The sequence below is a fragment of the Bradyrhizobium agreste genome (assembly GCF_016031625.1).
GTDB lineage: Bacteria > Pseudomonadota > Alphaproteobacteria > Rhizobiales > Xanthobacteraceae > Bradyrhizobium > Bradyrhizobium agreste.
On sequence record NZ_JACCHP010000011.1, the window covers coordinates 264,064 to 284,570 of the forward strand.

21 protein-coding genes and 1 pseudogene are annotated in these 20,507 nt (G+C 65.0%); 13 read left to right on the top strand and 9 right to left on the bottom strand.

Annotated elements, in window-relative coordinates; translation table 11 throughout:
- Together HZZ13_RS18195 and HZZ13_RS18200 are read left to right on the top strand one after the other, a co-directional pair.
- The gene (locus HZZ13_RS18195; RefSeq protein ID WP_197960913.1) at nucleotides 1-888 is read left to right on the top strand and encodes a 2-hydroxy-3-oxopropionate reductase; all 888 of its coding nucleotides are present in this window, start codon (nucleotides 1-3) and stop codon (nucleotides 886-888) included.
- Nucleotides 889-1,000: 112 nt separating this feature from the next.
- On the top strand, nucleotides 1,001-1,384 hold the full coding sequence (locus tag HZZ13_RS18200) for a DUF1236 domain-containing protein (RefSeq protein ID WP_197960914.1): 384 nt from the start codon (nucleotides 1,001-1,003) through the stop codon (nucleotides 1,382-1,384).
- Nucleotides 1,385-1,424: 40 nt separating this feature from the next.
- Here the strand turns inward: HZZ13_RS18200 and HZZ13_RS18205 are convergent, their stop codons facing one another.
- The 3 genes from HZZ13_RS18205 to HZZ13_RS18215 all read right to left on the bottom strand — a co-directional run bounded on the left by HZZ13_RS18205 (nucleotide 1,425) and on the right by HZZ13_RS18215 (nucleotide 3,035).
- The gene (locus HZZ13_RS18205; RefSeq protein WP_197960915.1) at nucleotides 1,425-1,802 is read right to left on the bottom strand and encodes a VanZ family protein; all 378 of its coding nucleotides are present in this window, start codon (nucleotides 1,800-1,802) and stop codon (nucleotides 1,425-1,427) included.
- Nucleotides 1,803-1,878: 76 nt separating this feature from the next.
- Entirely contained in the window at nucleotides 1,879-2,475 is a 597-nt protein-coding gene (locus HZZ13_RS18210; RefSeq protein WP_197960916.1) for a thiamine pyrophosphate-dependent enzyme, read from the bottom strand.
- A gap of 8 nt (nucleotides 2,476-2,483) precedes the next feature.
- Entirely contained in the window at nucleotides 2,484-3,035 is a 552-nt protein-coding gene (locus HZZ13_RS18215; RefSeq protein WP_197960917.1) for a thiamine pyrophosphate-binding protein, read from the bottom strand.
- A gap of 244 nt (nucleotides 3,036-3,279) precedes the next feature.
- Here HZZ13_RS18215 and HZZ13_RS18220 point away from each other — a divergent pair, with 244 nt between their 5' ends.
- Both HZZ13_RS18220 and HZZ13_RS18225 read left to right on the top strand, forming a co-directional pair.
- Entirely contained in the window at nucleotides 3,280-4,329 is a 1,050-nt protein-coding gene (locus HZZ13_RS18220; RefSeq protein ID WP_197960918.1) for a hydroxyacid dehydrogenase, read from the top strand.
- A 125-nt stretch (nucleotides 4,330-4,454) separates the two neighbouring features.
- The gene (locus HZZ13_RS18225) at nucleotides 4,455-4,667 is read left to right on the top strand and encodes a hypothetical protein (protein ID WP_197960919.1); all 213 of its coding nucleotides are present in this window, start codon (nucleotides 4,455-4,457) and stop codon (nucleotides 4,665-4,667) included.
- A 3-nt stretch (nucleotides 4,668-4,670) separates the two neighbouring features.
- Here HZZ13_RS18225 and HZZ13_RS18230 read toward each other — a convergent pair whose 3' ends face one another.
- The 6 genes from HZZ13_RS18230 to HZZ13_RS18255 form a co-directional block, all read right to left on the bottom strand.
- Complete coding sequence (locus tag HZZ13_RS18230; RefSeq protein ID WP_197960920.1) at nucleotides 4,671-5,246, bottom strand: GNAT family N-acetyltransferase; 576 nt, start codon at nucleotides 5,244-5,246, stop codon at nucleotides 4,671-4,673.
- Nucleotides 5,247-5,252: 6 nt separating this feature from the next.
- The gene (locus tag HZZ13_RS18235; RefSeq protein ID WP_197960921.1) at nucleotides 5,253-7,610 is read right to left on the bottom strand and encodes an Orn/Lys/Arg family decarboxylase; all 2,358 of its coding nucleotides are present in this window, start codon (nucleotides 7,608-7,610) and stop codon (nucleotides 5,253-5,255) included.
- A gap of 97 nt (nucleotides 7,611-7,707) precedes the next feature.
- Nucleotides 7,708-9,912: a xanthine dehydrogenase family protein molybdopterin-binding subunit gene (locus HZZ13_RS18240; RefSeq protein WP_197960922.1), complete on the bottom strand. Its 2,205-nt coding sequence runs from the start codon at nucleotides 9,910-9,912 to the stop codon at nucleotides 7,708-7,710.
- Nucleotides 9,913-9,919: 7 nt separating this feature from the next.
- Nucleotides 9,920-10,936: an FAD binding domain-containing protein gene (locus tag HZZ13_RS18245; protein WP_197960923.1), complete on the bottom strand. Its 1,017-nt coding sequence runs from the start codon at nucleotides 10,934-10,936 to the stop codon at nucleotides 9,920-9,922.
- Nucleotides 10,933-11,418 (bottom strand): (2Fe-2S)-binding protein, encoded by a 486-nt coding sequence (locus HZZ13_RS18250; RefSeq protein ID WP_197960924.1) that lies wholly within the window; start codon nucleotides 11,416-11,418, stop codon nucleotides 10,933-10,935. Before HZZ13_RS18250 ends, HZZ13_RS18245 begins: the two co-directional genes overlap by 4 nt.
- Before the next feature lie 141 nt (nucleotides 11,419-11,559).
- A complete protein-coding gene (locus HZZ13_RS18255; protein ID WP_197960925.1) occupies nucleotides 11,560-12,039 on the bottom strand; it encodes an Lrp/AsnC family transcriptional regulator in 480 nt (159 codons plus the stop codon).
- Nucleotides 12,040-12,182: 143 nt separating this feature from the next.
- Between HZZ13_RS18255 and ald the strand changes: the two genes are divergently transcribed.
- The 9 genes and pseudogenes from ald to HZZ13_RS18300 all read left to right on the top strand — a co-directional run bounded on the left by ald (nucleotide 12,183) and on the right by HZZ13_RS18300 (nucleotide 20,507).
- Nucleotides 12,183-13,298 carry an alanine dehydrogenase gene (gene ald, locus HZZ13_RS18260; RefSeq protein ID WP_197960926.1) on the top strand — a complete coding sequence of 372 codons (1,116 nt, stop codon included), beginning with the start codon at nucleotides 12,183-12,185 and terminating at the stop codon, nucleotides 13,296-13,298.
- Between the two features lie 260 nt (nucleotides 13,299-13,558).
- Complete coding sequence (locus HZZ13_RS18265) at nucleotides 13,559-13,777, top strand: hypothetical protein (RefSeq protein WP_197960927.1); 219 nt, start codon at nucleotides 13,559-13,561, stop codon at nucleotides 13,775-13,777.
- A gap of 111 nt (nucleotides 13,778-13,888) precedes the next feature.
- Entirely contained in the window at nucleotides 13,889-14,947 is a 1,059-nt protein-coding gene (locus HZZ13_RS18270; RefSeq protein WP_197960928.1) for a YeiH family protein, read from the top strand.
- A 142-nt stretch (nucleotides 14,948-15,089) separates the two neighbouring features.
- Nucleotides 15,090-16,262 carry a fumarylacetoacetate hydrolase family protein gene (locus HZZ13_RS18275; protein ID WP_197960929.1) on the top strand — a complete coding sequence of 391 codons (1,173 nt, stop codon included), beginning with the start codon at nucleotides 15,090-15,092 and terminating at the stop codon, nucleotides 16,260-16,262.
- 343 nt (nucleotides 16,263-16,605) lie between these two features.
- A pseudogene (locus HZZ13_RS18280) lies at nucleotides 16,606-16,854 on the top strand (sugar ABC transporter permease YjfF); the annotation flags it as partial.
- Complete coding sequence (locus HZZ13_RS18285; RefSeq protein ID WP_197960930.1) at nucleotides 16,851-17,627, top strand: FadR/GntR family transcriptional regulator; 777 nt, start codon at nucleotides 16,851-16,853, stop codon at nucleotides 17,625-17,627. The pseudogene HZZ13_RS18280 and the gene HZZ13_RS18285, both read left to right, overlap by 4 nt.
- On the top strand, nucleotides 17,624-18,550 hold the full coding sequence (locus HZZ13_RS18290; protein WP_197960931.1) for a Gfo/Idh/MocA family protein: 927 nt from the start codon (nucleotides 17,624-17,626) through the stop codon (nucleotides 18,548-18,550). The genes HZZ13_RS18285 and HZZ13_RS18290 overlap by 4 nt, the downstream gene beginning before the upstream one ends.
- Nucleotides 18,551-18,552: 2 nt before the next feature.
- A complete protein-coding gene (locus HZZ13_RS18295) occupies nucleotides 18,553-19,629 on the top strand; it encodes an aldose epimerase family protein (protein WP_197960932.1) in 1,077 nt (358 codons plus the stop codon).
- On the top strand, nucleotides 19,626-20,507 hold the full coding sequence (locus tag HZZ13_RS18300) for an SMP-30/gluconolactonase/LRE family protein (RefSeq protein WP_197960933.1): 882 nt from the start codon (nucleotides 19,626-19,628) through the stop codon (nucleotides 20,505-20,507). Before HZZ13_RS18295 ends, HZZ13_RS18300 begins: the two co-directional genes overlap by 4 nt.

The window sequence follows — 20,507 nt, forward strand, 5'->3', positions numbered from 1 at the left end:
ATGATCGACATCGGCTTCATCGGACTTGGCACCATGGGGCGGCCGATGGCCGGCCACCTCCTGGCCGCGGGCCATCGCGTGCTCCTGCATGACGTTGCGCCGACTGCGCCGGAGTTGATGTCGGCGGGCGGCATCGCCTGCAGATCGGCCAGGGAGGTCGCGGAGCAGGCGGACGCGGTCATCATCATGGTGCCGGATACGCCGGATGTGCAGGCAGTGCTGTTCGGCAAGAACGGCGTGGCCAGCGGCATCTCCAAGGGCAAGATCGTCGTCGACATGAGTTCGATCTCGCCGCTGGCGACGAAGGACTTCGCCAGGAAGATCGAGGCGCTCGGCGCCGATTATCTCGACGCCCCGGTGTCGGGCGGTGAGGTCGGTGCAAAGGCTGCGAGCCTCACGATCATGGTCGGCGGGCCGGAGCGGGCCTTTGGCATCATGAAGCCGGTCTTCGACAAGATGGGCAAGAACGTCACCCATGTCGGCGCCAATGGCGACGGCCAGACGACAAAGGTTGCCAACCAGATCATCGTCGCGCTGACCATCGAAGCTGTGAGCGAGGCCCTGTTGTTCGCATCCAAGGCTGGTGCGAATCCCGCCCTGGTCCGCAAGGCGCTGATGGGCGGCTTCGCCTCCTCGCGAATTCTGGAGGTGCATGGCGAGCGCATGGTGAAGCGCAATTTCGATCCGGGCTTCCGCATCGAGCTACACCAGAAGGATCTCAATCTCGCGCTCGAAGGCGCACGGGCACTCGGCCTGTCGCTGCCGAGTACAGCGGTGGCGCAGCAATTGTTCTCGTCCTGCACCGCACATGGCGGCAAGGCCTGGGATCACTCCGCGATGGTGCGGGCGCTGGAGCTGATGGCGGGGCACGAGATCGCCACGGCCTGAACTGTTACGCGGTAACACTCTCGAGGGATGCATCTTTCGTCGCAGGGGAACTGGAACAATGCTCCGGCCCCGCGGGTTGAAGGCGCATAACAACCACTGGAGACGTAAGGATATGAAAACCCGTCTTGCGATTACGTTGGCTGCCGCGTCGCTGCTGGCGTCGAGCGCAGCCTTTGCCCAATCCACCACTGCACAAGGCGCCGCGGAAGGCGCGCGCGCGGGCGGCGAGGTCGGCGGCCCGATCGGTGCGATGGTCGGCGGCACCGTCGGTGCGGCGGTCGGTGCTGGCTTGGAGATCCCCAATGCAGTGCTGGGGGGAATCCCGCGCAGTGATTCGGTCGTGGTCCACGAGCGGGTCGTAGTGGGCGAGCCGCTGCCTCCGAACGTGGTGCTGCGGCCCGTGCCGAACTACACCGAATATCGCTATGCGGTGGTCAACGATCGCCGTGTGATCGTCGAGCCGCGCACGCGCCGCGTGGTCAAGATCATCGACTGATCGACGCAATCCTCTGTACTGAGGAGGGCCCTGCGGAGCATCACTCCGCGGGGCCTTCGCTTGTCACGGCGGAGCTGGTGCGAAAGTGCGAGAGCAGCCAATCAGCTGCGGCGGCGAGCGCAAAGCCGAGGCAGGCGGTTGCAGCATCGACCAGAAAATCCACCAGCCGCGCATGGCGACCGGGTGCCCAAAATTGCATCAGCTCGAGCACGCCGATCAGGACGACTGCGACCGCTGCAATCAGCGGACGCCGGCGTGGATAGGCGAGGCCGAAGGCCAACCCCACCATGGCGAAGGCCAGCGCATGTTCGCCGTCCTGACCGAGGTCGGAATGGGGGCGAAGGCCGGGAGGACCGAGGGTGGCGAACGTAACGGCAGCGGCGAGCAGCCAGGCAAACGTACGAATGAAAATGGACATCCGGGTCGCTTAGCACGAATTTGGTCGGGTTGTCGCGAGGCTCGTATCAGATCGCCGTGTAGTTAATGACAAAATGTTAAAGCGGATCGCGCACGCCGAGGCCATGCATGAAACGTTCCCGGATCTGCACGGGGTCGCGGCGGGTGGTGCCCACACCGGGCTTGTCGTCGATCCTGACCGCGATCAGGCTCGGCTCGGAAGCAGCCATCGCGTCGTCGACCAGACGCTCGAAATCCTCCTCGTCCGCGGCCCAGGCGCTGCTCGCGAGACCGGAGCCGATGGCGATGGCGACGATGTCGGCAACGTTCGCTGCCGGCGTCGGCTGCGCGCCGGTGATTTGGTAGATGCCGTTGTCCATCACGATCATCGTGAGGTTCTTCGGCTTCAGAGCCGCAATCGTCGAGAGCGCACCGAGTTGCATCAGGAGCGAGCCGTCGCCTTCCAGCGCGAAGACGCGGCGGTCGGGCTGCGCCAGCGCCACGCCGAGCGCGATCGGGAAGGCGAGCCCCATGCTGCCCAGCATGTAGAAATTCTGCGGGCGATGACCGGCGGCCCACAGGTCGAAATTGGTGTTGCCGATGCCGCCGATCACGGCTTCCTCGTGCTTCAGCTTCGCGATCAGCCGCGAGGTGACGTCGAAGCGGTTCATCACCTTGATATTGCGCGTGTTCATCGCCGGCCTCACTTGTCGAAGACTTTGCCGCCCGTGAGCAGCGGGTTGAGGATCAAAGCCACCGGCGCCTGCGTGGTGATGGCCTGCTTGATCGAGCGGTCGGTGATGAATTCGAGCTCGTCGAGCCGGGTGATGGTGTGGTGCTCCAGCGCCAGCGAACCCAGCACAGGTCGCATGGTGCGGCAGACCAGCGACTGGCCGTAATTGAACTCGCCGAGCGTGCCGCGCTCGGAGACGAACATGATCAGCGGAATCTGGTAGGGCACTGCAAGCGAGGCCAGCACATTGGCGAGCGTGGCAAAGCCGGAGGTCTGCATCAGCACCGCGCCGCGCCGGCCGCCCATCCAGGCGCCGGCGACGATGCCGACAGCCTCTTCCTCGCGGGCGGTCGCGAAGGTGGTGAAGTAGGGATCGGCGTGCAGGTTCTTGATCAGCGGCGTGAGCACGCGGTCCGGCACGTAAGGGATCAGGCTGATCTCGTTCCGCTTCAAGGTTTGCAGCACGATGCCGTGCCAGCTTCCGTCGCTGCTCCCCTGCGGCTGCTGTTCCGCAATCGCCATTGCGCTCTCCCTGGGGCCGCGCATGCTTCTTGTTTCTGGCCGTCGCGGCGGTGTGCCGAACTTGACGCGGACAGCGGGATTGTCAACATGTCCGCGCCGGCACCGTGATCTGCGCCAGCAGGCCTGCCGTGGCCGGCACCGCCATGGCATAAGCGGCGATAACCAGAACACGGGAGGGGCATGGGCGGGCGCGCATCCGCGCTGACCTTGCGGATCTCCCCGCGACAGAGCCGGAAGGGTCCTGATGTCCGTCAACAACAAGCGCGTCGTCTACTCCAATTACTTGGCCAATCCGATCTATATCGACATCCTGAAGGCCCGGCCCGACGTGCGGCTCGATCGCATCGAAAACGCAAGCCCTGAGGACGTCTATGGGCCGCTCCTCGGCGCGGCCCACGTCTACCAGGTCGGCGCCGCCCGCGATGAACTCGCCCCGCATTTCCATGTCGATGCCGCCTTCCTGAAGCGCACGCCGAATCTGCTGGTGGTCTCCAGCAACGGTGCCGGCTTCGACCCGGTCGACGTCGAGGCCTGCACGGCCGCCGGGGTCGTGGTCGTCAACCAGTCCGGCGGCAATGCCCATTCGGTCGCAGAGCACGCCCTGGCGATGATGCTGACGCTGTCCAAACGCATCATCCAGTCGGATCGCCGGCTGCGCCGCGATCGCGACGTCAACCGCAACGATCTCGTCGGCAACGAGGTCGAGGGCAAGACCGTCGGCATCGTCGGCCTCGGCAATGTCGGCCGGCGCATCGCTGCATTGTGCAAGGGCCTGCTCGGCATGAAGGTGCTGGCCTACGATCCCTATTTGTCGGCCGAGGTGATGGCCGAGCGGGGCGGGGAGAAGGTCGAGCTCGACGAGCTGTTGCGCCGCGCCGATTTCGTCTCGATCTCCTGTCCCCTCAACAAGGGCAGCCGCAACTTGATCAGCACGCGCGAATTCGCGCTGATGCAGCCGCATGCCTATTTCATCACCACCGCACGCGGCTTCATCCACGACGAGGATGCGCTGCTGCAGGCGCTGCGCGACAAGCGCATCGCGGGTGCCGGCCTCGACGTCTGGTCCAAGGAGCCGCCGCCGCCGGAACATCCGCTGCTCCAGTTCGACAACGTGCTGGCGAGCCCGCACACGGCAGGCGTCACCCTGGAGGCGCGCCACAACATGGGCCGGATCGCCGCCGAGCAGGTGCTGGATGTGCTTGACGGCAAGCGCCCGCCGCGCATCATCAATCCCGAAGCCTGGCCGCGCTATGCCGAGCGCTTCAAGGAGGCCTTTGGGGTGACGCCGGGGTAGGGCGCACCAAGCGTGCCCTGGATCATGGCCGGGAACTGAGCCCCGGCCTTGATCCGCGTCAAAATCTCCTTTCCCCGTCCGGCCTAAATGGGACTAGAGTGCCGGCGGGCAGGCAGGGAGGTCCCATGTCAACTTATGTCGTCAGGTTCATGAAGGACGTGCTCGGCGAATACGGCCGGCAGCGCGAGGTCTGCCAGGGCACGCTCGAGATCGACGCCGCCGACGAGGACGAGGCCAGGGAACGTGCGAAAGCGAGGTTCTGCAAGGACCAGGCATTGCATCACTGGTCACTGCATGCCGACCGCATCCATGTCAGACCGGCCGACTTCCCGTCCTAGGGCCTAGCGCCCGGGTGCCGTGACGGGCGGGGGCGTCGTCGTTCCCGCGCCGAGCGAGCGTTGCACCATGACGGTGTCGGACCAGCGGCCGTGGCGATAGGCAACGCCGCTGAGCAGGCCGGCGCGCGCGAAGCCGAACCGCTCGTGCAGCGCCAGCGAGGGCGCGTTATCGGCATCGATATAGCCGATCATCTGGCGAAAGCCGGCCGCCGCGCAGGCATCGATCAATTCCTGGAGGAGAAGCCGTCCGACCCCGCGGCCGAGATGGGCGTGATGGACGTAGATCGAGTGCTTGGCAGTGTAGCGATAGGCCGGCCGCTTGCGGAACAGCACGGCATAGGCATAGCCGACGACCTCGCCGCGCCAGGTCGCGACCAGGTGCGGCAGGCGGGTCTGCTTCAGGTTCTTGCGACGGTCGCGCAGATCGTCCGGCTCCGGGGCGCCGGTTCCATCGACATCGCGCGGCACCCCGTTGCGGACATGATGGCGGTAGATCGCCAGCATCGCCTCGACGTCGCTCTCGCGTGATGGCCGAACTAGGACGGGCTCATCACTCGCTCGCGCAGCAGCTTCGTTCATCGGCACCTACTCGGTCACGACATAAGTGTAGAGCCCGATGCGCCCGTTCGCATCGACCTCCTTGTAGATGCCCTGGATCTCGACGTCGAAGCCCGGGAACGTGTTGAAGCAGGTCTCGAACATCTTGAGATAATCGATCATGGGCTTGGCCCGTTCCGTCAGCCGCTCGCCGGGCACGATGGTGGCGATGCCGGGCGGATAGACCACGAATGGCGTGGTCGCTACGCGGCCGGCGATCGCCTCGATCGGGAGGTAGTCGACGTCGTTCTTGAACAGATAGCGCGCGGCATCGCGCGGCGACATCGCGATCTCGGGCATATGCTCGGGCATGAACTGCCGGGCCTGGAGCGCGCTGACATCGGCGGCGCGGAAGAAGCGGTGCATCTCGCCGCAGAGATCGCGCAGGCGCACGCCTGCGTAGCGCGCCTGCCGCCGCTGATAGAATTCGGGGATGACGTCGGCCAGCAGCGCATTGTCGTCATGCAGCCTCTTGAACGCGACGAGGCCGGAGATCAGCGTGCCCGCCTTGCTCGCCTCGACGCCGGGCGTGAGCAGGAAGAGCAGGGAGTTGAGGTCGTTCTTCTCGGGCACGATGCGGTTCTCGCGCAGATATTGCGCGACGACCGGCGCGGGAATGCCGTGCTCGGAATAGGCCCCAGTCGCACGATCGAACCCGGGCGTGAGCAGTGTCAGCTTGTTCGGATCGGTCATAGCAAAGCCTTCCGCGAGATCGGGAAAGCCGTGCCAGTTGGTATCCGGGGAGAGCTGCCACAGCGCGGGATTGGTGGCGAGCTCGTCGGTCGAGAGAGTCTCCCAAGCGACATTGTGCGCCGCGCCGGGGCGGCTGACATCGGCAATGGCGACGCGATCGGGAACGAACGGTTCGAAGAACCAGCGGCGATCCGGATTTTGCTCCTTCTCCTCGAACTCCCGTCCCATCGCGCGGATCTTCTTGCGCAGCTCGATGCCAAGCCGGATCGTGTCGTCCCACAACACTTCGCCGGAGCGGCCCTTCATCATCTGCGCGCCGACGTCGAGCGAGGCGAACAGCGGGTAGAACGGCGAGGTCGAGGCGTGCTGCATGAAGCTTTCGTTGAAACGGCGGTGCTCGACGCGGCGCTTCTGGCCGCGAATGTGGCGATCCTTGATGTGGATCTGCGAGGCCTGCGAGAAGCTTGCCAGCTGCTTGTGGGTCGACTGCGTCGCGATGATGCCGGGGGCATGGGGCGGAAGATTTGCCAGCCCCATGGCGAAGCGGCCGGCATAAAGGGGGTGGAATTTCATGAAGCCGGCCCAGGCCTCGTCGAACAGGATGTAGTCGCAGAGATGGCCGATGCGCTTGATGATCATCTCAGCGCTGTGGATCGAGCCGTCATAGGTGCACTGCTCGACCACGGCGACGCGGAACGGCCGCTCCTTGCGCCAGGCGTCGCGATCGGTCACAAGGGGATGGTTGCGGATCGCCTCGCGCAAGGCCTTCTCGTCGAGCCTGTCCCAGCGCATCGGGCCGATCAGGCCCCAGGCATTGCGAACGGTCGGCACATAGACCGGGATGCCGCCATTGATCATCAGCGCGCCGTGATGGGCGGCCTTGTGGTTGTTGCGGTCGAACAGCACGAGATCGCCGTCAGTGACGAGGGCACCCAGCGCGACCTTGTTCGAGGTCGAGGTGCCGTTGAGCACGAAATAGGTCTTTTCCGCGCCGAAGATCGCCGCCGCTTCCTTCTGCGCCTTCAGCGCCGGGCCCTCGTGGGTGAGGAGGTCGCCGAGGTCGAGCACGGAATTGTCGAGATCGTCGCGGAACACGGACTCGCCGAGATGCTCGACGAACACGCGCCCGATCGGGCTGCGATTGTAGAACACGCCGCCATTGTGGCCCGGACAGGTCCAGAGCTGGTTGCCTTCCTCGGCATAGTCGACCAGCGCGCCGAAGAACGGCGTCTTCAGCGTCTCGGCATATTGCTTCAGCCGGCTGATCAGGTTCTTGGCGATGAAGGGCGGCGTCTCCTCGGATAGGAAGACATAACCATCGATGAAATCGAGCACTTCGACCGGCAGGTCCTCGAAGCGCTTGCGACGGATCAGCAGGATGATCGGGAAGTCGAGACCGCGCCGGCGCATCAGATTGATTAGCGCCGAGGTCTTGCCCTCCAGCCCTTTCTTGCCCCAATCCACCACCATGCAGCCGATCGCGGCGTCGGTCTGCACCGCCATCTCGGCATCCTCCAGCTTGCGGGCGCGGACCACCTCGAAGCCGGAGCGTTGGATCTCCTCGATGATCTGGTTGAAGCGCACGCCTTCGAGATCGTCGGCGTCGAACACAGGTGCGGCGAACAGGAAGTTGAAGCGCTTGAAATAGTCCATGGCGGGTCCCGAATGTGCAGGAAGATACAGCTCTCTGCACATTCGATGACATCTGGATGACATGCCCGAGTGCTGCGGCAAGGTTTAGCCTGCCGCTTCACTCCAGCAGCTTGTCCAGCGTGATCGGGAAGCGCCGGATGCGCTTGCCGGTCGCATGATAGACGGCGTTCGCAATCGCTGCCGGCACGCCGACGATGCCGATTTCGCCGAGCCCCTTGATGCCCAGTCGGTTGATGCGGTCGTCGGGCTCGTCGACGAAAATGAGGTCAATGTCATGGACGTCGGCGTTCACGGGAATGTGGTATTCGGCAATGTTCGCGTTCATGATGCGGCCGAAGCGGTGATCCATCACCGTCTCCTCGTGCAGCGCCATTCCAATTCCCCAGACCACCCCGCCCATGATCTGGCTGCGGCCGGTCTTGGTGTTCAGGATGCGCCCGGCCGCGACCGCATTCACGATCCGGGTGACGCGGATAATTCCCAGCTCCTCGTCGATCTTCACCTCCGCGAAGACCGCCGAATGTGTGTTGCGGGCATGCGATTTATCCTCCGCGAATTGGTTGAGCTTCTCCCTTTCGATCCGCTCGAGCTTGCTGTGGCGCATGACATCCGCAATCGAGACGGCAGCCCCTCGCCCGTCGCTGCTGGCGATCATGCCGTCAGTCAGGGTGATGTTGGCGGCATCGAGGTCCGCGAGCGGTGAGGCCGGCATGGCCTTGGCGAGACGCGCGAGCTCCTCGCGAATCTCTTCGGCCGCTCGCAGGACCGCATGGGCGCTTGATGCCGCCATCCAGGAGCCGCCCTCGACGGGGGCTTGCGGCAACGTCGAATCGGCGAGCCGGACGCTGATATTGTCGATTGGCAGCCCGAGAGCATCGGCCGCGACCTGCGCCACGATGGTGTACGTGCCGGTGCCGATATCGGATGCGGCGCAGGAGATCTCGGCATGGCCGTTGGCCGTCAGCACGATGCGAACGGCAACCGGCATCTGCAGCGCCTCCCACACCCCGGTCGCCATCCCCCAGCCGACCAGTTCCTTGCCGTCGCGCATGGAGCGCGGTGCCGGATTGCGCCGGCTCCAGCCAAACGCTTCGGCGCCGCGGGCGTAGCACTCGCGCAGCTGCTTGCTGGTGTAAGGCAGGTCTTCGCTCTGGTCGCGATCCGAGTAGCACCTCAGGCGCAGATCGACCGGATCGAGCTTCAGCGCGACGGCCAATTCGTCCATGGCGCATTCGAGCGCGCAGACGCCCGTTGCCGCACCCGGCGCGCGCATGTCGCAGGGCGTCGAGACGTCGAGGTCGACCAGCTTGTGCGAAAAGTTGCTGTTGGGGCTCTTGTAAAGCTGCTCGGCCCAGCCCGTATCGTTGCGTGAAAAATCCTCATAGCGTGAGGTCACGGCAATGGCTTCGTGAGCGATCGCATCGAGGGTGCCGTCCGGCTTTGCGCCGAGCGCAACGCGCTCGATGGTCATGGGACGATAGCCCAGGCTGTACATCTGCTGCCGCGTCAGCACGACGCGGACGGACCGCTTCAGTGCGAGCGCGGCAAGGGTTGCCAGCACCACCTGGTGCTGCGGCCGCAGGCCCGAACCGAAGGCGCCGCCGACATAGGGCGAGATCACGCGGATTTCGTCCGGCTTCTTGCCGAAAACACTACAGAGAAACTTCTGGACGTTCTGGACGCCCTGCGTCTTATCGTAGACCGTGAGCCCGCCACTGCCGTCCCAGACCGCCGTCGTCGCGAAGAGCTCCATCGGATTGTGATGCTCGGTCGGAAGGACGTAATCCGCCTCGTGGCGCACGGGCGCGCGCGTCAGGGCCCCTGCGGCATCACCGCGCGGCTTGTGCGGCTGATCCACTTTTTCGGCCTTGTCGCGTTCGGATTCGAGATCGGTCGCAAACCCCTCCTGCTCATATTCGACGTGAACGCGGGTTGCGGCGAACTTGGCGGTCTCCCAGTCCTCCGCGACGACCAGTGCGATCGGCTGGCCGTTGAACTTGATCCTCTCGTCATAGAGCGGACGGAAGGGCGAGCCCTTCTCCGGCGCCACCTCGTCCTTCCAGGCTTCGTCCTTGTCGGCGAGAGGTGGCCGATGTGCATGGGTGAGCACGTCGACCACCCCCTTCACCCTCAGCGCCTCACTCGTGTCGAGACGAGCGATGCGGCCGCGTGCGATGGTGGCCTCGACGACGAAGCCGTGAAGAAGTCCGTCTGCTGCGAATTCGCCGGCATATTTGGCGGCCCCGGTGACCTTGGCGCGACCGTCGACGCGCGACGTTGATGTTCCGACATAGGCGTTCATCGGGCCCTCATGCGATCTTCTTGTGAGCTTGTGATTGCGGCGTGGCGCTTGCGGCCTGCATCAGCGCCCGCACGACGGCTCGGCGCGCCAGCTCGATCTTGAACCCATTGTGGGAGCGTGCGGTCGCTCCCTGCAGCAGGAGGTCGGCGGCGCGCCCGAAATGATCCGGTGTTGCCGCCTGACCGCGCAATGCGGCTTCGGCCTCGAGGCTTCGCCAGGGCTTGTGAGCCACGCCGCCGAGCGCAAGGCGCGCTTCGACGATCGCGTTGCCCTCCAGTTCGAGCGCGGCCGCGACCGAGACCAGAGCAAAGGCATAGGAGAGCCGGTCCCGGATCTTCAGATAGCTGTAGTTCCTGGCAAAGCCGTGCGGCGGCAGCTCGATCGCGGTGATGATCTCGCCGCTGCCAAGATTTGTATCGAGATGAGGCTTGTCCTCGGGAAGCCGATGGAAATCGGTCAGCGCGATGGTACGCTGACCAGAGGGGCCTGCGATGTGCACGAGCGCGCCGAGCGCGGCCAGGGCCACGCTCATGTCGGATGGATTGGTCGCGATGCAGGATGTGCTGGTGCCGAGGATGGCGTGATTGCGGTTGAGGCCATCGATCGCCGAGCAGCCCGTGCCGGGGCTTCGCTTGTTGCAGGGTGTCGCGGTGTCATAGAAGTAGGCGCAGCGCGTTCGTTGCATCAGATTACCGCCGACCGAGGCCATGTTGCGCAATTGCGCGGAGGCTCCAGCCAGGATGGCGCTGGCAAGCAGAGGATAGCGCTGCTCGATCAACGGATGATAGGCGAGGTCCGAATTCGGCACCAAGGCGCCGACGCGCAGACCGCCGTCCGCCGTCTCCTCGATGTCGCGGAGCGGCAGGCGGGAGATGTCGATCAGCCGGGAGGGTCGTTCGACATTCTCCTTCATCAGATCGATCAGGTTGGTGCCGCCGGCAATCAGCTTCGCGCCGGGATCGGCGGCGAGCAGGCGGATGGCGTCGGCGACGTCGCTTGCGCGGGAATATTGGAAGTTGTTCATGACCGGCTCATTGCCTGCTCGATCGCAGCCACGATGTTGGGGTAGGCACCGCAGCGACAGAGGTTTCCGCTCATCAGCTCCCGGATCTCGTCCGCATCGCGCGCTCGGCCTTCGGCCAACAGGCCCGCGGCAGAGCAAATCTGTCCCGGCGTGCAATAACCGCACTGAAAGGCATCGTGGTCGATGAAGGCCTGTTGCAGGGGATGCAACGCGCCGTCCCTGGCCAAGCCTTCGATGGTCGTGATCTCGGCGCCATCCGTCATGACGGCCAGGGTCAGGCAGGAATTGACCCGTCTTCCGTCGATCAGCACGGTACAGGCACCGCATTGGCCGTGATCGCAGCCTTTTTTGGTGCCGGTCAGCTCCAGACGGTCACGCAGCGCGTCCAGAAGCGTGGTCCACGGCACGACCTCGAGCGCGCGCCTTTCGCCATTGACGACGAGGTTGATCGGAATGCGTTCGGGGATCGTAAGGTCGGCCATATTCTATTTTCCCTGCGGAAAGGCGAGCCGGGCAAATTGTGGAAGTGACGCGAGAATGCGTTGCCGCCGCTGGCCCAATAGCGCCCAACGGATGACGGGTTGCTTGGTTCCCGACAGGTTCTCCCGATCGGATCGACGAGATCAGCGCTTCGTCTCGCCGAACACCACAGTCGGCACCGCGCGGTTCACGATCTCGCGCAGCGCGAAGCTCGACTGCACCCGCGCGACGCGCGGCAGGCGGGACAGCTCGGTGCGATGGATGCGCTCGAAATCCTGGATATCGCGGGCGAGCACGATCAGGATGTAGTCGTCCGTCCCCGACATCAGGAAGCAGCGCACGACGGAGGGACATTTCGTCACCTCCGCCTCGAACGCCTTCAGCGCTTCGTCGCTCTGGCTCTCCAGCGCGATGCGAACCAGCACCGTGGTGGTGAGGCCGAACCGGGCGAGGTCGAGCGCGGCCTGGTAGGCCTGGATGTAGCCGTCATCCTCCAGCGCCTTCTGCCGCCGCGCCAGCGCGGTACTCGACAAGCCGATCTTGTTGGCAAGCTCGGTGTGGCTGGCTCGCGCATTGGTCGTGAGTTCCGCGAGGATGGCGAGGTCTTTCCGGTCGAGGGCCAAGGTTTCGTTTCCAGCGTCAAAGGACGTTTTCGCGCCGGAAACCGGCGCGGGTGCCGCCAAGGTAGCGGATATTTGCATGAAACCAAACCGACGCTCTCGCTACGATCAACAATGGAATCAAAGCATTGGCGAGGGAGAGCAAGATGCGCGTCGGAGTCCCCAAGGAGATCAAGGTGCAGGAATATCGCGTCGGGCTCACCCCAGGCGCGGTCCGCGAATATGTCGCCGCCGGGCACCAGGTGACAGTCGAGAGCGGCGCCGGCAGCGGCATTGGCGCGTCCGACGAGGTGTACCGGCGGGCAGGGGCGTCCATTGCCGAGGCCGCTCGCGAGATCTTTGCAAAGTCCGACATGATCGTGAAAGTGAAGGAGCCGCAGAAGAGCGAATGGGCTCAGCTTCGGGAAGGCCAGATCCTTTTTACTTACCTTCATCTTGCGCCGGATCCCGAGCAGGCCAAGGGCCTGCTTGCTTCCGGCTGCACCGCAATCGCCTATGAAACTATCACGGACGCGCGCGGTCACCTCCCGCTGCTCGCCCCGATGAGCGAAGTCGCCGGCCGCCTCGCCATCGAGGCCGCCGGCGCCGCGCTCAAGCGCTCGGCCGGCGGCCGCGGTCTGCTGCTCGGCGGCGTGCCCGGCGTGCAACCGGCACGCGTCGTCGTGCTCGGCGGCGGCGTGGTCGGAACGCAGGCGGCCCGCATGGCCGCCGGCTTAGGTGCCGAAGTCACCGTGATCGACCGCTCGATCCCGCGCCTGCGCGAACTGGACGATCTCTTTGCCGGACGCGTACGCACCCGCTTCTCCACCATTGAGGCGGTCGAGGACGAGGTGTTCGCCGCCGACGTCGTCATCGGTGCTGTGCTGGTGCCCGGCGCCAGCGCGCCGAAACTCGTCACGCGCGCGATGCTGAAATCGATGCGGCCCGGAGCCGTGCTGGTCGATGTCGCGATCGACCAGGGCGGCTGCTTCGAGACCTCGCACCCGACCACGCATGCGGAGCCGACCTACGAGGTCGACGGCGTCGTGCATTATTGCGTCGCCAACATGCCGGGCGCGGTGCCGGTGACCTCGAGCCAGGCCCTGAACAACGCGACGCTGCCGTTCGGCCTGATGCTCGCCAACAAGGGCTTTGCGGCGGTCTTGGAGAATCCGCATCTGCGCAACGGACTCAACGTGCATCGCGGCCGGGTGACGAACAAGGCGGTGGCGGAGAGTCTGGGGCTGGAGTTTGCGCCAGTAGAGAGCGGGCTGGCGGCTTAGCGCGATGGGATCCCGCCAGTGCGGTGCTCTCAGCCGGCTGGAAGATGGCTGCCGCGCTTGGGGCCCAGGGAACCCCCAGGTGGTGAGGGCGCCGTGACTGCAGAGGCGGTGTCCAAATAGGCGAGAAGAAGAAAACTGTTGCCCTGGCACTGTCGCAAGGAAGGAGTTTCCCCTTACGAAGGCAAAAACGCCAATCGCTTCCATTGCTGTTTGGAGCCGAAACGACGACATTTCCACGAGAAATTGGTGGATCGGCAGCCATGGAACGCATTGGATTTGAACCCTTCGGCGAGCAACTGGTGTCCGCAACGGACACACAGCCGAAGTCGCGCGCCTCGAAGCTCCTGCTGCGCGCCGGCACCACTCTGTTCTGGTCGTTGGTCGCCGGCATCGTGCTGGCCCGTGCAGCCTTCTTCGAGCCGGGCGTCTATGACGGCTTCAGCCGGGTGGCCTCGTTGGCCAAGAACCTGATCTTCTGAGGCCGTTTATTCCGGGCTGAGGACAGAACTGCTCTCGGCCCTGATATGTCGAAAACATATTTCCCAATTGAGTTGCGCTGCGTATAAATCTTTCTCCTTCGGGAGAGATTTGTGTCGCAGAATCAAGCATCCAGCCCGGCCGATTCCAAGCCGGTCACCGCCGCGAGCCGTATTGCGGCGCTGATTCCGGGCGTTCTCCTCTGTATCGCGGTCGCCGGCGTGTCGGCCCTGCTCGAGCGGGCCGAACTGGGCGTGTTCGAGCATCCCTATATCGAGGCGCTGGTCATGGCGATCCTGCTCGGCATGGCGGTGCGCAGCTTCTGGAAGCCGGCCCCGCGTTGGCAGGCCGGCATCGCCTTCAGCGCCAAGCAGCTGCTGGAAGTCGCGGTGATGCTGCTCGGGGCCTCCATCAGCTTCGCTGCAATCGCGGCTTCCGGAATTGCGCTGCTCGCCTCGATTGCGGCGGTCGTCGTGGTCGCGCTCTGCATCTCCTTCGGCCTCAGCCGGCTGCTCGGCTTGTCGACGCGGCTGTCGATCTTGATCGCCTGCGGCAACTCGATCTGCGGCAATTCCGCGATCGCCGCGGTGGCGCCCATCATCGGCGCCAGCAACGACGAGATTGCGTCCTCGATCTCCTTCACGGCGATCCTTGGCGTGATGATGGTGCTGGGCCTGCCGCTGCTGATCCCGCTGCTGCAATTGTCCGCAACGCAGTACGGCATTCTCGCCGGGCTCACCGTCTACGCGGTGCCGCAGGTGCTTGCCGCGACGGTGCCGGCCGGGCTCGTCTCGACCCAGATCGGCACGCTGGTGAAGCTGATGCGTGTCCTGATGCTCGGCCCGGTCGTCGTCGGCCTGTCGCTGGTCGCCTCGCGCTGGCAGAGCGATGCCCGGAAAACCAGCGTCGGCTTCTTCCGCCTGGTGCCCTGGTTCATCCTCGGCTTCCTTGCGCTTGCGACCCTGCGGTCGCTGGAGATCGTGCCGGCTACAGTGGTTGGCCCCGTGACGAAGATCACGAGCTTTCTCACGGTGGTCTCGATGGCCGCCCTCGGCCTTGGCGTCGACGTGCGCGTGCTCGCCAATGTCGGCGGCCGGGTGACAGCCGCCGTGACGCTGTCGCTGATCCTGCTGCTGGGGATCAGCATCGCGCTGGTGCATTGGTTCAAGTAGATCGATCGCAGCGGTGCTGCGCGTAGGGATTGGCGGCGCGCTGCTACTTCTGGACTTCTTCGGCCAGACGGTTATTGGTTTGCGCCAATGGGATCCCGCTGCGAATGCAGCCGATCCTTAGAAAACAGCGAGGACGCCGGCCATGACCACATTGACTGTGAAGGACCTTCTCCCCGAGGACGGCACGAAGGGGACGCTGGTCGGCCGCGTCTGGCTGCCGCAGGTCAACGGTCCGGCCGTCGTCGCCGTGCGCGGTGACGGCGTGTACGACGTCACAGCAAGATTTCCGACAGTCAGCGCGCTGTGCGAGGAAGACAACCCCGCCAAGGCGCTTGCCGCCACGACGGGCGAGCGCATCGGTGATCTCGAGGCGATCGCGGCCAACACCCCGCCGGACAAGCGCGATCCCCAAAGGCCCTGGCTGCTCGCGCCGGTCGACCTCCAGACGTTGAAAGCCGCCGGCGTCACCTTCGCGATCTCGATGCTGGAGCGCGTCATCGAAGAGCGCGCCAAAGGCAACCCGGCCTCAGCCGAAGCCATTCGGAAAGAAGTGACGCGCCTGATCGGCGACGATCTGTCAAAGCTCAAGCCGGGCTCGGACCAGGCGATGCACCTGAAGCAGGTGCTGATCGATCAGAACGCCTGGAGCCAATATCTCGAGGTCGGCATCGGTCCGGATGCCGAGGTCTTCACCAAGGCGCCCACCTTGTCGTCGGTCGGCACCGGCATGGACGCTGGCCTGCATCCGAAATCGACCTGGAACAATCCCGAGCCCGAGCTCGTGCTGTTCGTCTCGAGCCGCGGCAAGATCGTCGGCGGCGCGCTCGGCAACGACGTGAACTTGCGCGACTTCGAGGGCCGCTCGGCGCTGCTGTTGTCGAAGGCCAAGGACAACAACGCGTCCTGTTCGATCGGCCCGCTGTTGCGCCTGTTCGACGACACCTTCACGCTCGACGACGCGCGCAGGCTGGACATCAGCTTGAACGTCACGGGGACGGACGGCTTCGTTCTCGACGGCCATTCCTCGATCAGCAAGATCAGCCGCGATCCGACCGATCTCGTCGCCCAGACCATTGGCAAGGTGCATCAATATCCTGACGGTTTCGTGCTGTTCCTCGGCACCATGTTCGCTCCCGTGAAGGATCGCGATGCGCCGGGGCAGGGATTCACCCACAAGCGCGATGACATCGTCACCATCGCGGCGCCCCAGCTCGGCAAGCTCGTCAACCGCATGCGTACCAGCGACGAGTGCGAGCCCTGGACGTTCGGCATCGGCGCGCTGATGAAGAACCTGGCACAACGGAAGCTGATTTAGCGCTGCTGCCCTTCGCCTCCCGCAAACGGGGCGAGGGGTGCACCTTCGCCGCGCCGACAGGTGAAGCTCATTCGGACCGCCAACTTTTTTTCACCTCCGCGTTGCATGATCGGAACAAAATCGCGCTGAGCGTGTCATAAATCAGCTCGCCGCCTTCCCCGCTGAGTTTTCCTCCAAATAGTCAAATAATATGACTAGTCGGAACTCAACTTCCGTGAAATAGTGCCCACCGCTGGCCTAAAGGGCTGGCCTGTGGGTGCCATACTACCAATGGGCGCCCCGGATAAACAATCTTGGGAGATACGCCCTGATGACCCCTGAAGCCAGCTTTGTGGTCCGCGTCATGGCCGCCTTGTTGCTTGCGGGGCTCGCCGGGCTCGCCTTCTCCTTCTATACCAGCGCCGGCTATTCGCCCTCCGCCGTCGGCGTCGAGCTCGACAGCATCGCCGCCGTCGTGATCGACGGCACGCTGTCGAGCTGGCGGACCAAGATCGCGACCGGTGTGCTTGTGTTCGCCTTCATCGCCCTGCAGCAGGTGTTGGTCACGCTTGCGCGCCAGCCGGCGGTGAGACATGCGGGAGCGGCGTCATGACCTCACGGATCGTCGTCATCCCGACGCGGCGTGCCCATTCCAACCACGCAGAAGTGGCGCGCTCGATCGGCGTTGACATCATCGCCGGCCGCTATGCGGAAGGCACGCGCCTGCCGGGTGATGCCGAAATGATCGCGATGTTCGGCGTGTCGCGGCCGGTGCTGCGTGAGAGTGTGAAGACGCTGGTCGCCAAGGGCCTGCTCACCACCAAGGCTCGGGTCGGCACCGTCGTGCGCGAGCGCGGCGCCTGGAACATGTTCGACGCGGATGTGCTGGCCTGGCACCTCGATGCCGGCATCGACAAGCGCTTCCTCAACGACCTCGCCGAGATCCGTCTGGCCGTCGAGCCGCGCGCCGCGATGCTGGCGTCCAAGCAGCGGTCCGCGGAGGACATCAGCGAGCTGCGCCGCTGCATGGATCGCATGCGGCATGAAGCGTCCGACTCGGTCGGCTTTGCCGACGCCGATCTCGCGCTTCATGTTGCGGTGGCGCGTGCCTCGGGCAATCTGTTCATGCGCTCGGTCGGGCATGTCATCGAAGCAGCGCTGCGCGCATCGTTCCTGCTCAGCGCTCCGGTCCAGACCGAGGACCGTGACGCCGTGCTGCTCTGGCATCAGAAGATCGTCGATGCCATCGTTGCGGGCGATGCCGACGCCGCGTCCGAGGCCATGATCTATGTCATTCACAACGGCATGCGCCGCCACGACAGCACGGTGATCGAGACCGCCCCGGCCGAGCCGCTGCCGTCCGCCGATGCTGGAGAACAAGCGTGACAGACCTTCGCATCGCCATCGTCGGCTTCGGCAAGATCGCGCGGGACCAGCATGTGGGGGCGATCGCCGCCACACCGGGTGCAACGCTCGCCGCCGTAGCGAGCCGCAACGCCTCGCTGCCGGGGGTACCGCATTTTCCGACGATCGAGGAACTGCTTCAGAAGGGGCCGCCGATCGACGCGGTCTCGCTCTGCACACCGCCGCAGGTGCGGCGGGCCCAGGCCGCGGCGGCGCTCGCCGCCGGCAAGCACGTCATGCTGGAGAAGCCGCCGGGCGCCGGCGTTGCCGAGCTCGATCCGCTGATCGCAATGGCAACGGGTGCGAAGCGGACATTGTTTGCGACTTGGCATTCGCGCTATGCGCCGGCGGTTGAGCCGGCGCGGCAATGGCTCGCCGAGCGGCACATCAAATCGGTGCACATCAGCTGGAAGGAGGATGTCCGTGTCTGGCATCCCGGGCAGGGCTGGATCTGGGAGCCGGGCGGCCTCGGCGTGTTCGATCCCGGTATCAACGCGCTGTCGATCCTGACCAGGATTCTGCCGAAGCCCGTGTTCGTCACCGCGGCCGAGTTGGCCTTTCCAGCCAATTGCCAGGCGCCGATCGCGGCGAACCTGAACCTGACGGATATCAGCGGCCTGCCCGTGACCGCCGAGTTCGACTTCCGCCAGACCGGACCGCAGAGCTGGGATATCCTCGTCGATGCCGATCAGGGACGGTTGACACTGTCGAGCGGTGGCGCGCGCATGGCCGTCGACGGCGAGGTGCTTGCCGAAGGGCCTGATCAGGAATACCGCGGACTCTACCGACACTTCGTCGAGCTCACAGCGACCGGCGCGAGTGACGTCGATCTGGCGCCGCTCAGTCTCGTCGCCGACGCCTTCCTGCTCGGTAAGCGCGCGATCGTCGAACCGTTTGTGGATTGAGCATGGCCGCATCAACAATCACAAAAGACGTCTTCGGAACGCTACCCGACGGCCGCAAGGTCGAGCGCCTCGTGCTGCGCGGGGAGGGCGGCTTCGAGGCGCGCATCATCAGCTACGGCGCGGTGCTGCAAGCGCTGATCGCGCCAGATGCCAACGGCGGATATGACGACGTCGTGCTTGGCCATGATGCCTTCGCCGGCTATCTCGCCGAACGGAAATTTCTGGGCGCCACCGTCGGCCGCTATGCCAACCGCATCGCCAAGGGACAATTTTCGCTTCAAGAGGAAACGGTGCAGCTTGCCGTCAACAACGGTCCGAATGCGCTGCACGGCGGGCTCGAGGGTTTTGATCGCAAGCTCTGGGAGATCGCGGACATCGACGAGGGTGGCGAGCCCGCCGTGACGCTGACCTATGTGAGCCCGCATGGCGAGGAGAATTATCCGGGCAGGCTCGACGTCCGCGTGACCTATCGCATCACCGGCCCGACCGAGCTGTCGCTTCTGATGGAAGCGCGGACCGACCGACCGACCATCGTCAATCTGACCAACCACAGCTTCTTCAACCTCGAGGGCGCGACCTCAGGGACGTCCATTCTCGATCACCGCTTGATGGTCGCCGCCGAGCAGTTCCTCGCCATCGATCCCACCGCCATTCCGCTGCCGGAGCCGCCGCGCAGCGTGGCCGGTACGCCGTTCGATTTTCGCAGACCGCGGCCGGTTGGCGAGCGCATCCGCGAGAGCGACTCGCAATTGCGAAACGGCAGGGGCTATGACCACACCTACTGCCTCGGGCGCGACGGCAAACTTGCGCTCGCGGCTCGGCTGGAGGCGCCACGCTCCGGGCGCATCATGGAGCTGCTCACCAATCAGCCCGGACTTCAGGTCTATTCCGGCAATTATCTCGACGGCACGATGTCGGGCAAAGGCGGCAAGCTGATCCGGCAATCGGACGCCATGTGCCTGGAGCCGCACATCTGGCCCGACGCGCCGAACCGGCCGGACTTTCCGAGCCCGCGCCTCGATTCCGGCGGGGTCTATCGCCATCACACGGTCTATCGCTTTTCCGTGAGGTCGCCATGATCGAGCAGGTGCCGACGACTGTCCTCTCGGACCATCCTTGCCATCTCGGCGAAGGTCCGACGTATGACGTGACCACGGATACGGCCTGGTGGTTCGACATTCGCGAAGGCAAGCTGTTCGAGGCGCAACTCGGCGGCGGTTCTGTCCGCATTCACGCGCTCGGCCGGATGGCGAGCGCGCTGGGGCGCATCGATGCCGAGCGGCAGTTGATCGTCGCCGAAGACGGCCTCTACATCCGCAAGCTCGCTGATGGTGAGATGACGCTGTTCTGTCCGCTCGAAGCGGACAATCCGGCGACGCGCTCAAACGATTGCCGCGTGCATCAATCGGGTACGTTCTGGATCGGCACCATGGGCAAGAAAGCCGAGCCGAAGGCGGGCGCGATCTACGCGCTTCATCGCGGCAAGATATCGACGCTGTTTCCCGGTATCAGCATTCCCAATTCGATCTGCTTCTCGCCGGACGGCGCCACCGGCTACTTCACCGATACGCCGCGCGCGGTGCTCTATGCCGTGCCGCTCAATCCCGCGACCGGCCTGCCGCGCGGCGAGCCGGAGGTGCTGCTGCGCCACAGCGGCATCGGCGGTCTCGACGGTTCGGTCTGCGACGCCGACGGCCAGATCTGGAACGCGTGCTGGGGCGCGGGCCGGATCGACGTCTACTCGCCGCAAGGCGAACGCCTGCGGTCGCTCGGCGTGCCGGCGAAGCAGGCGAGCTGCCCCGCCTTCGTCGGCCCCGACCTGTCGCGCCTGCTCGTCACGTCGGCCTGGCAAGACATGGATGCGGCGGCACGTGCTGCCGATCCGCAAGCCGGCTGCACCTTTCTGCTCGAAGCAGCCGCGCGCGGACGCGCGGAACCCGACGTCAAGCTCGCATAG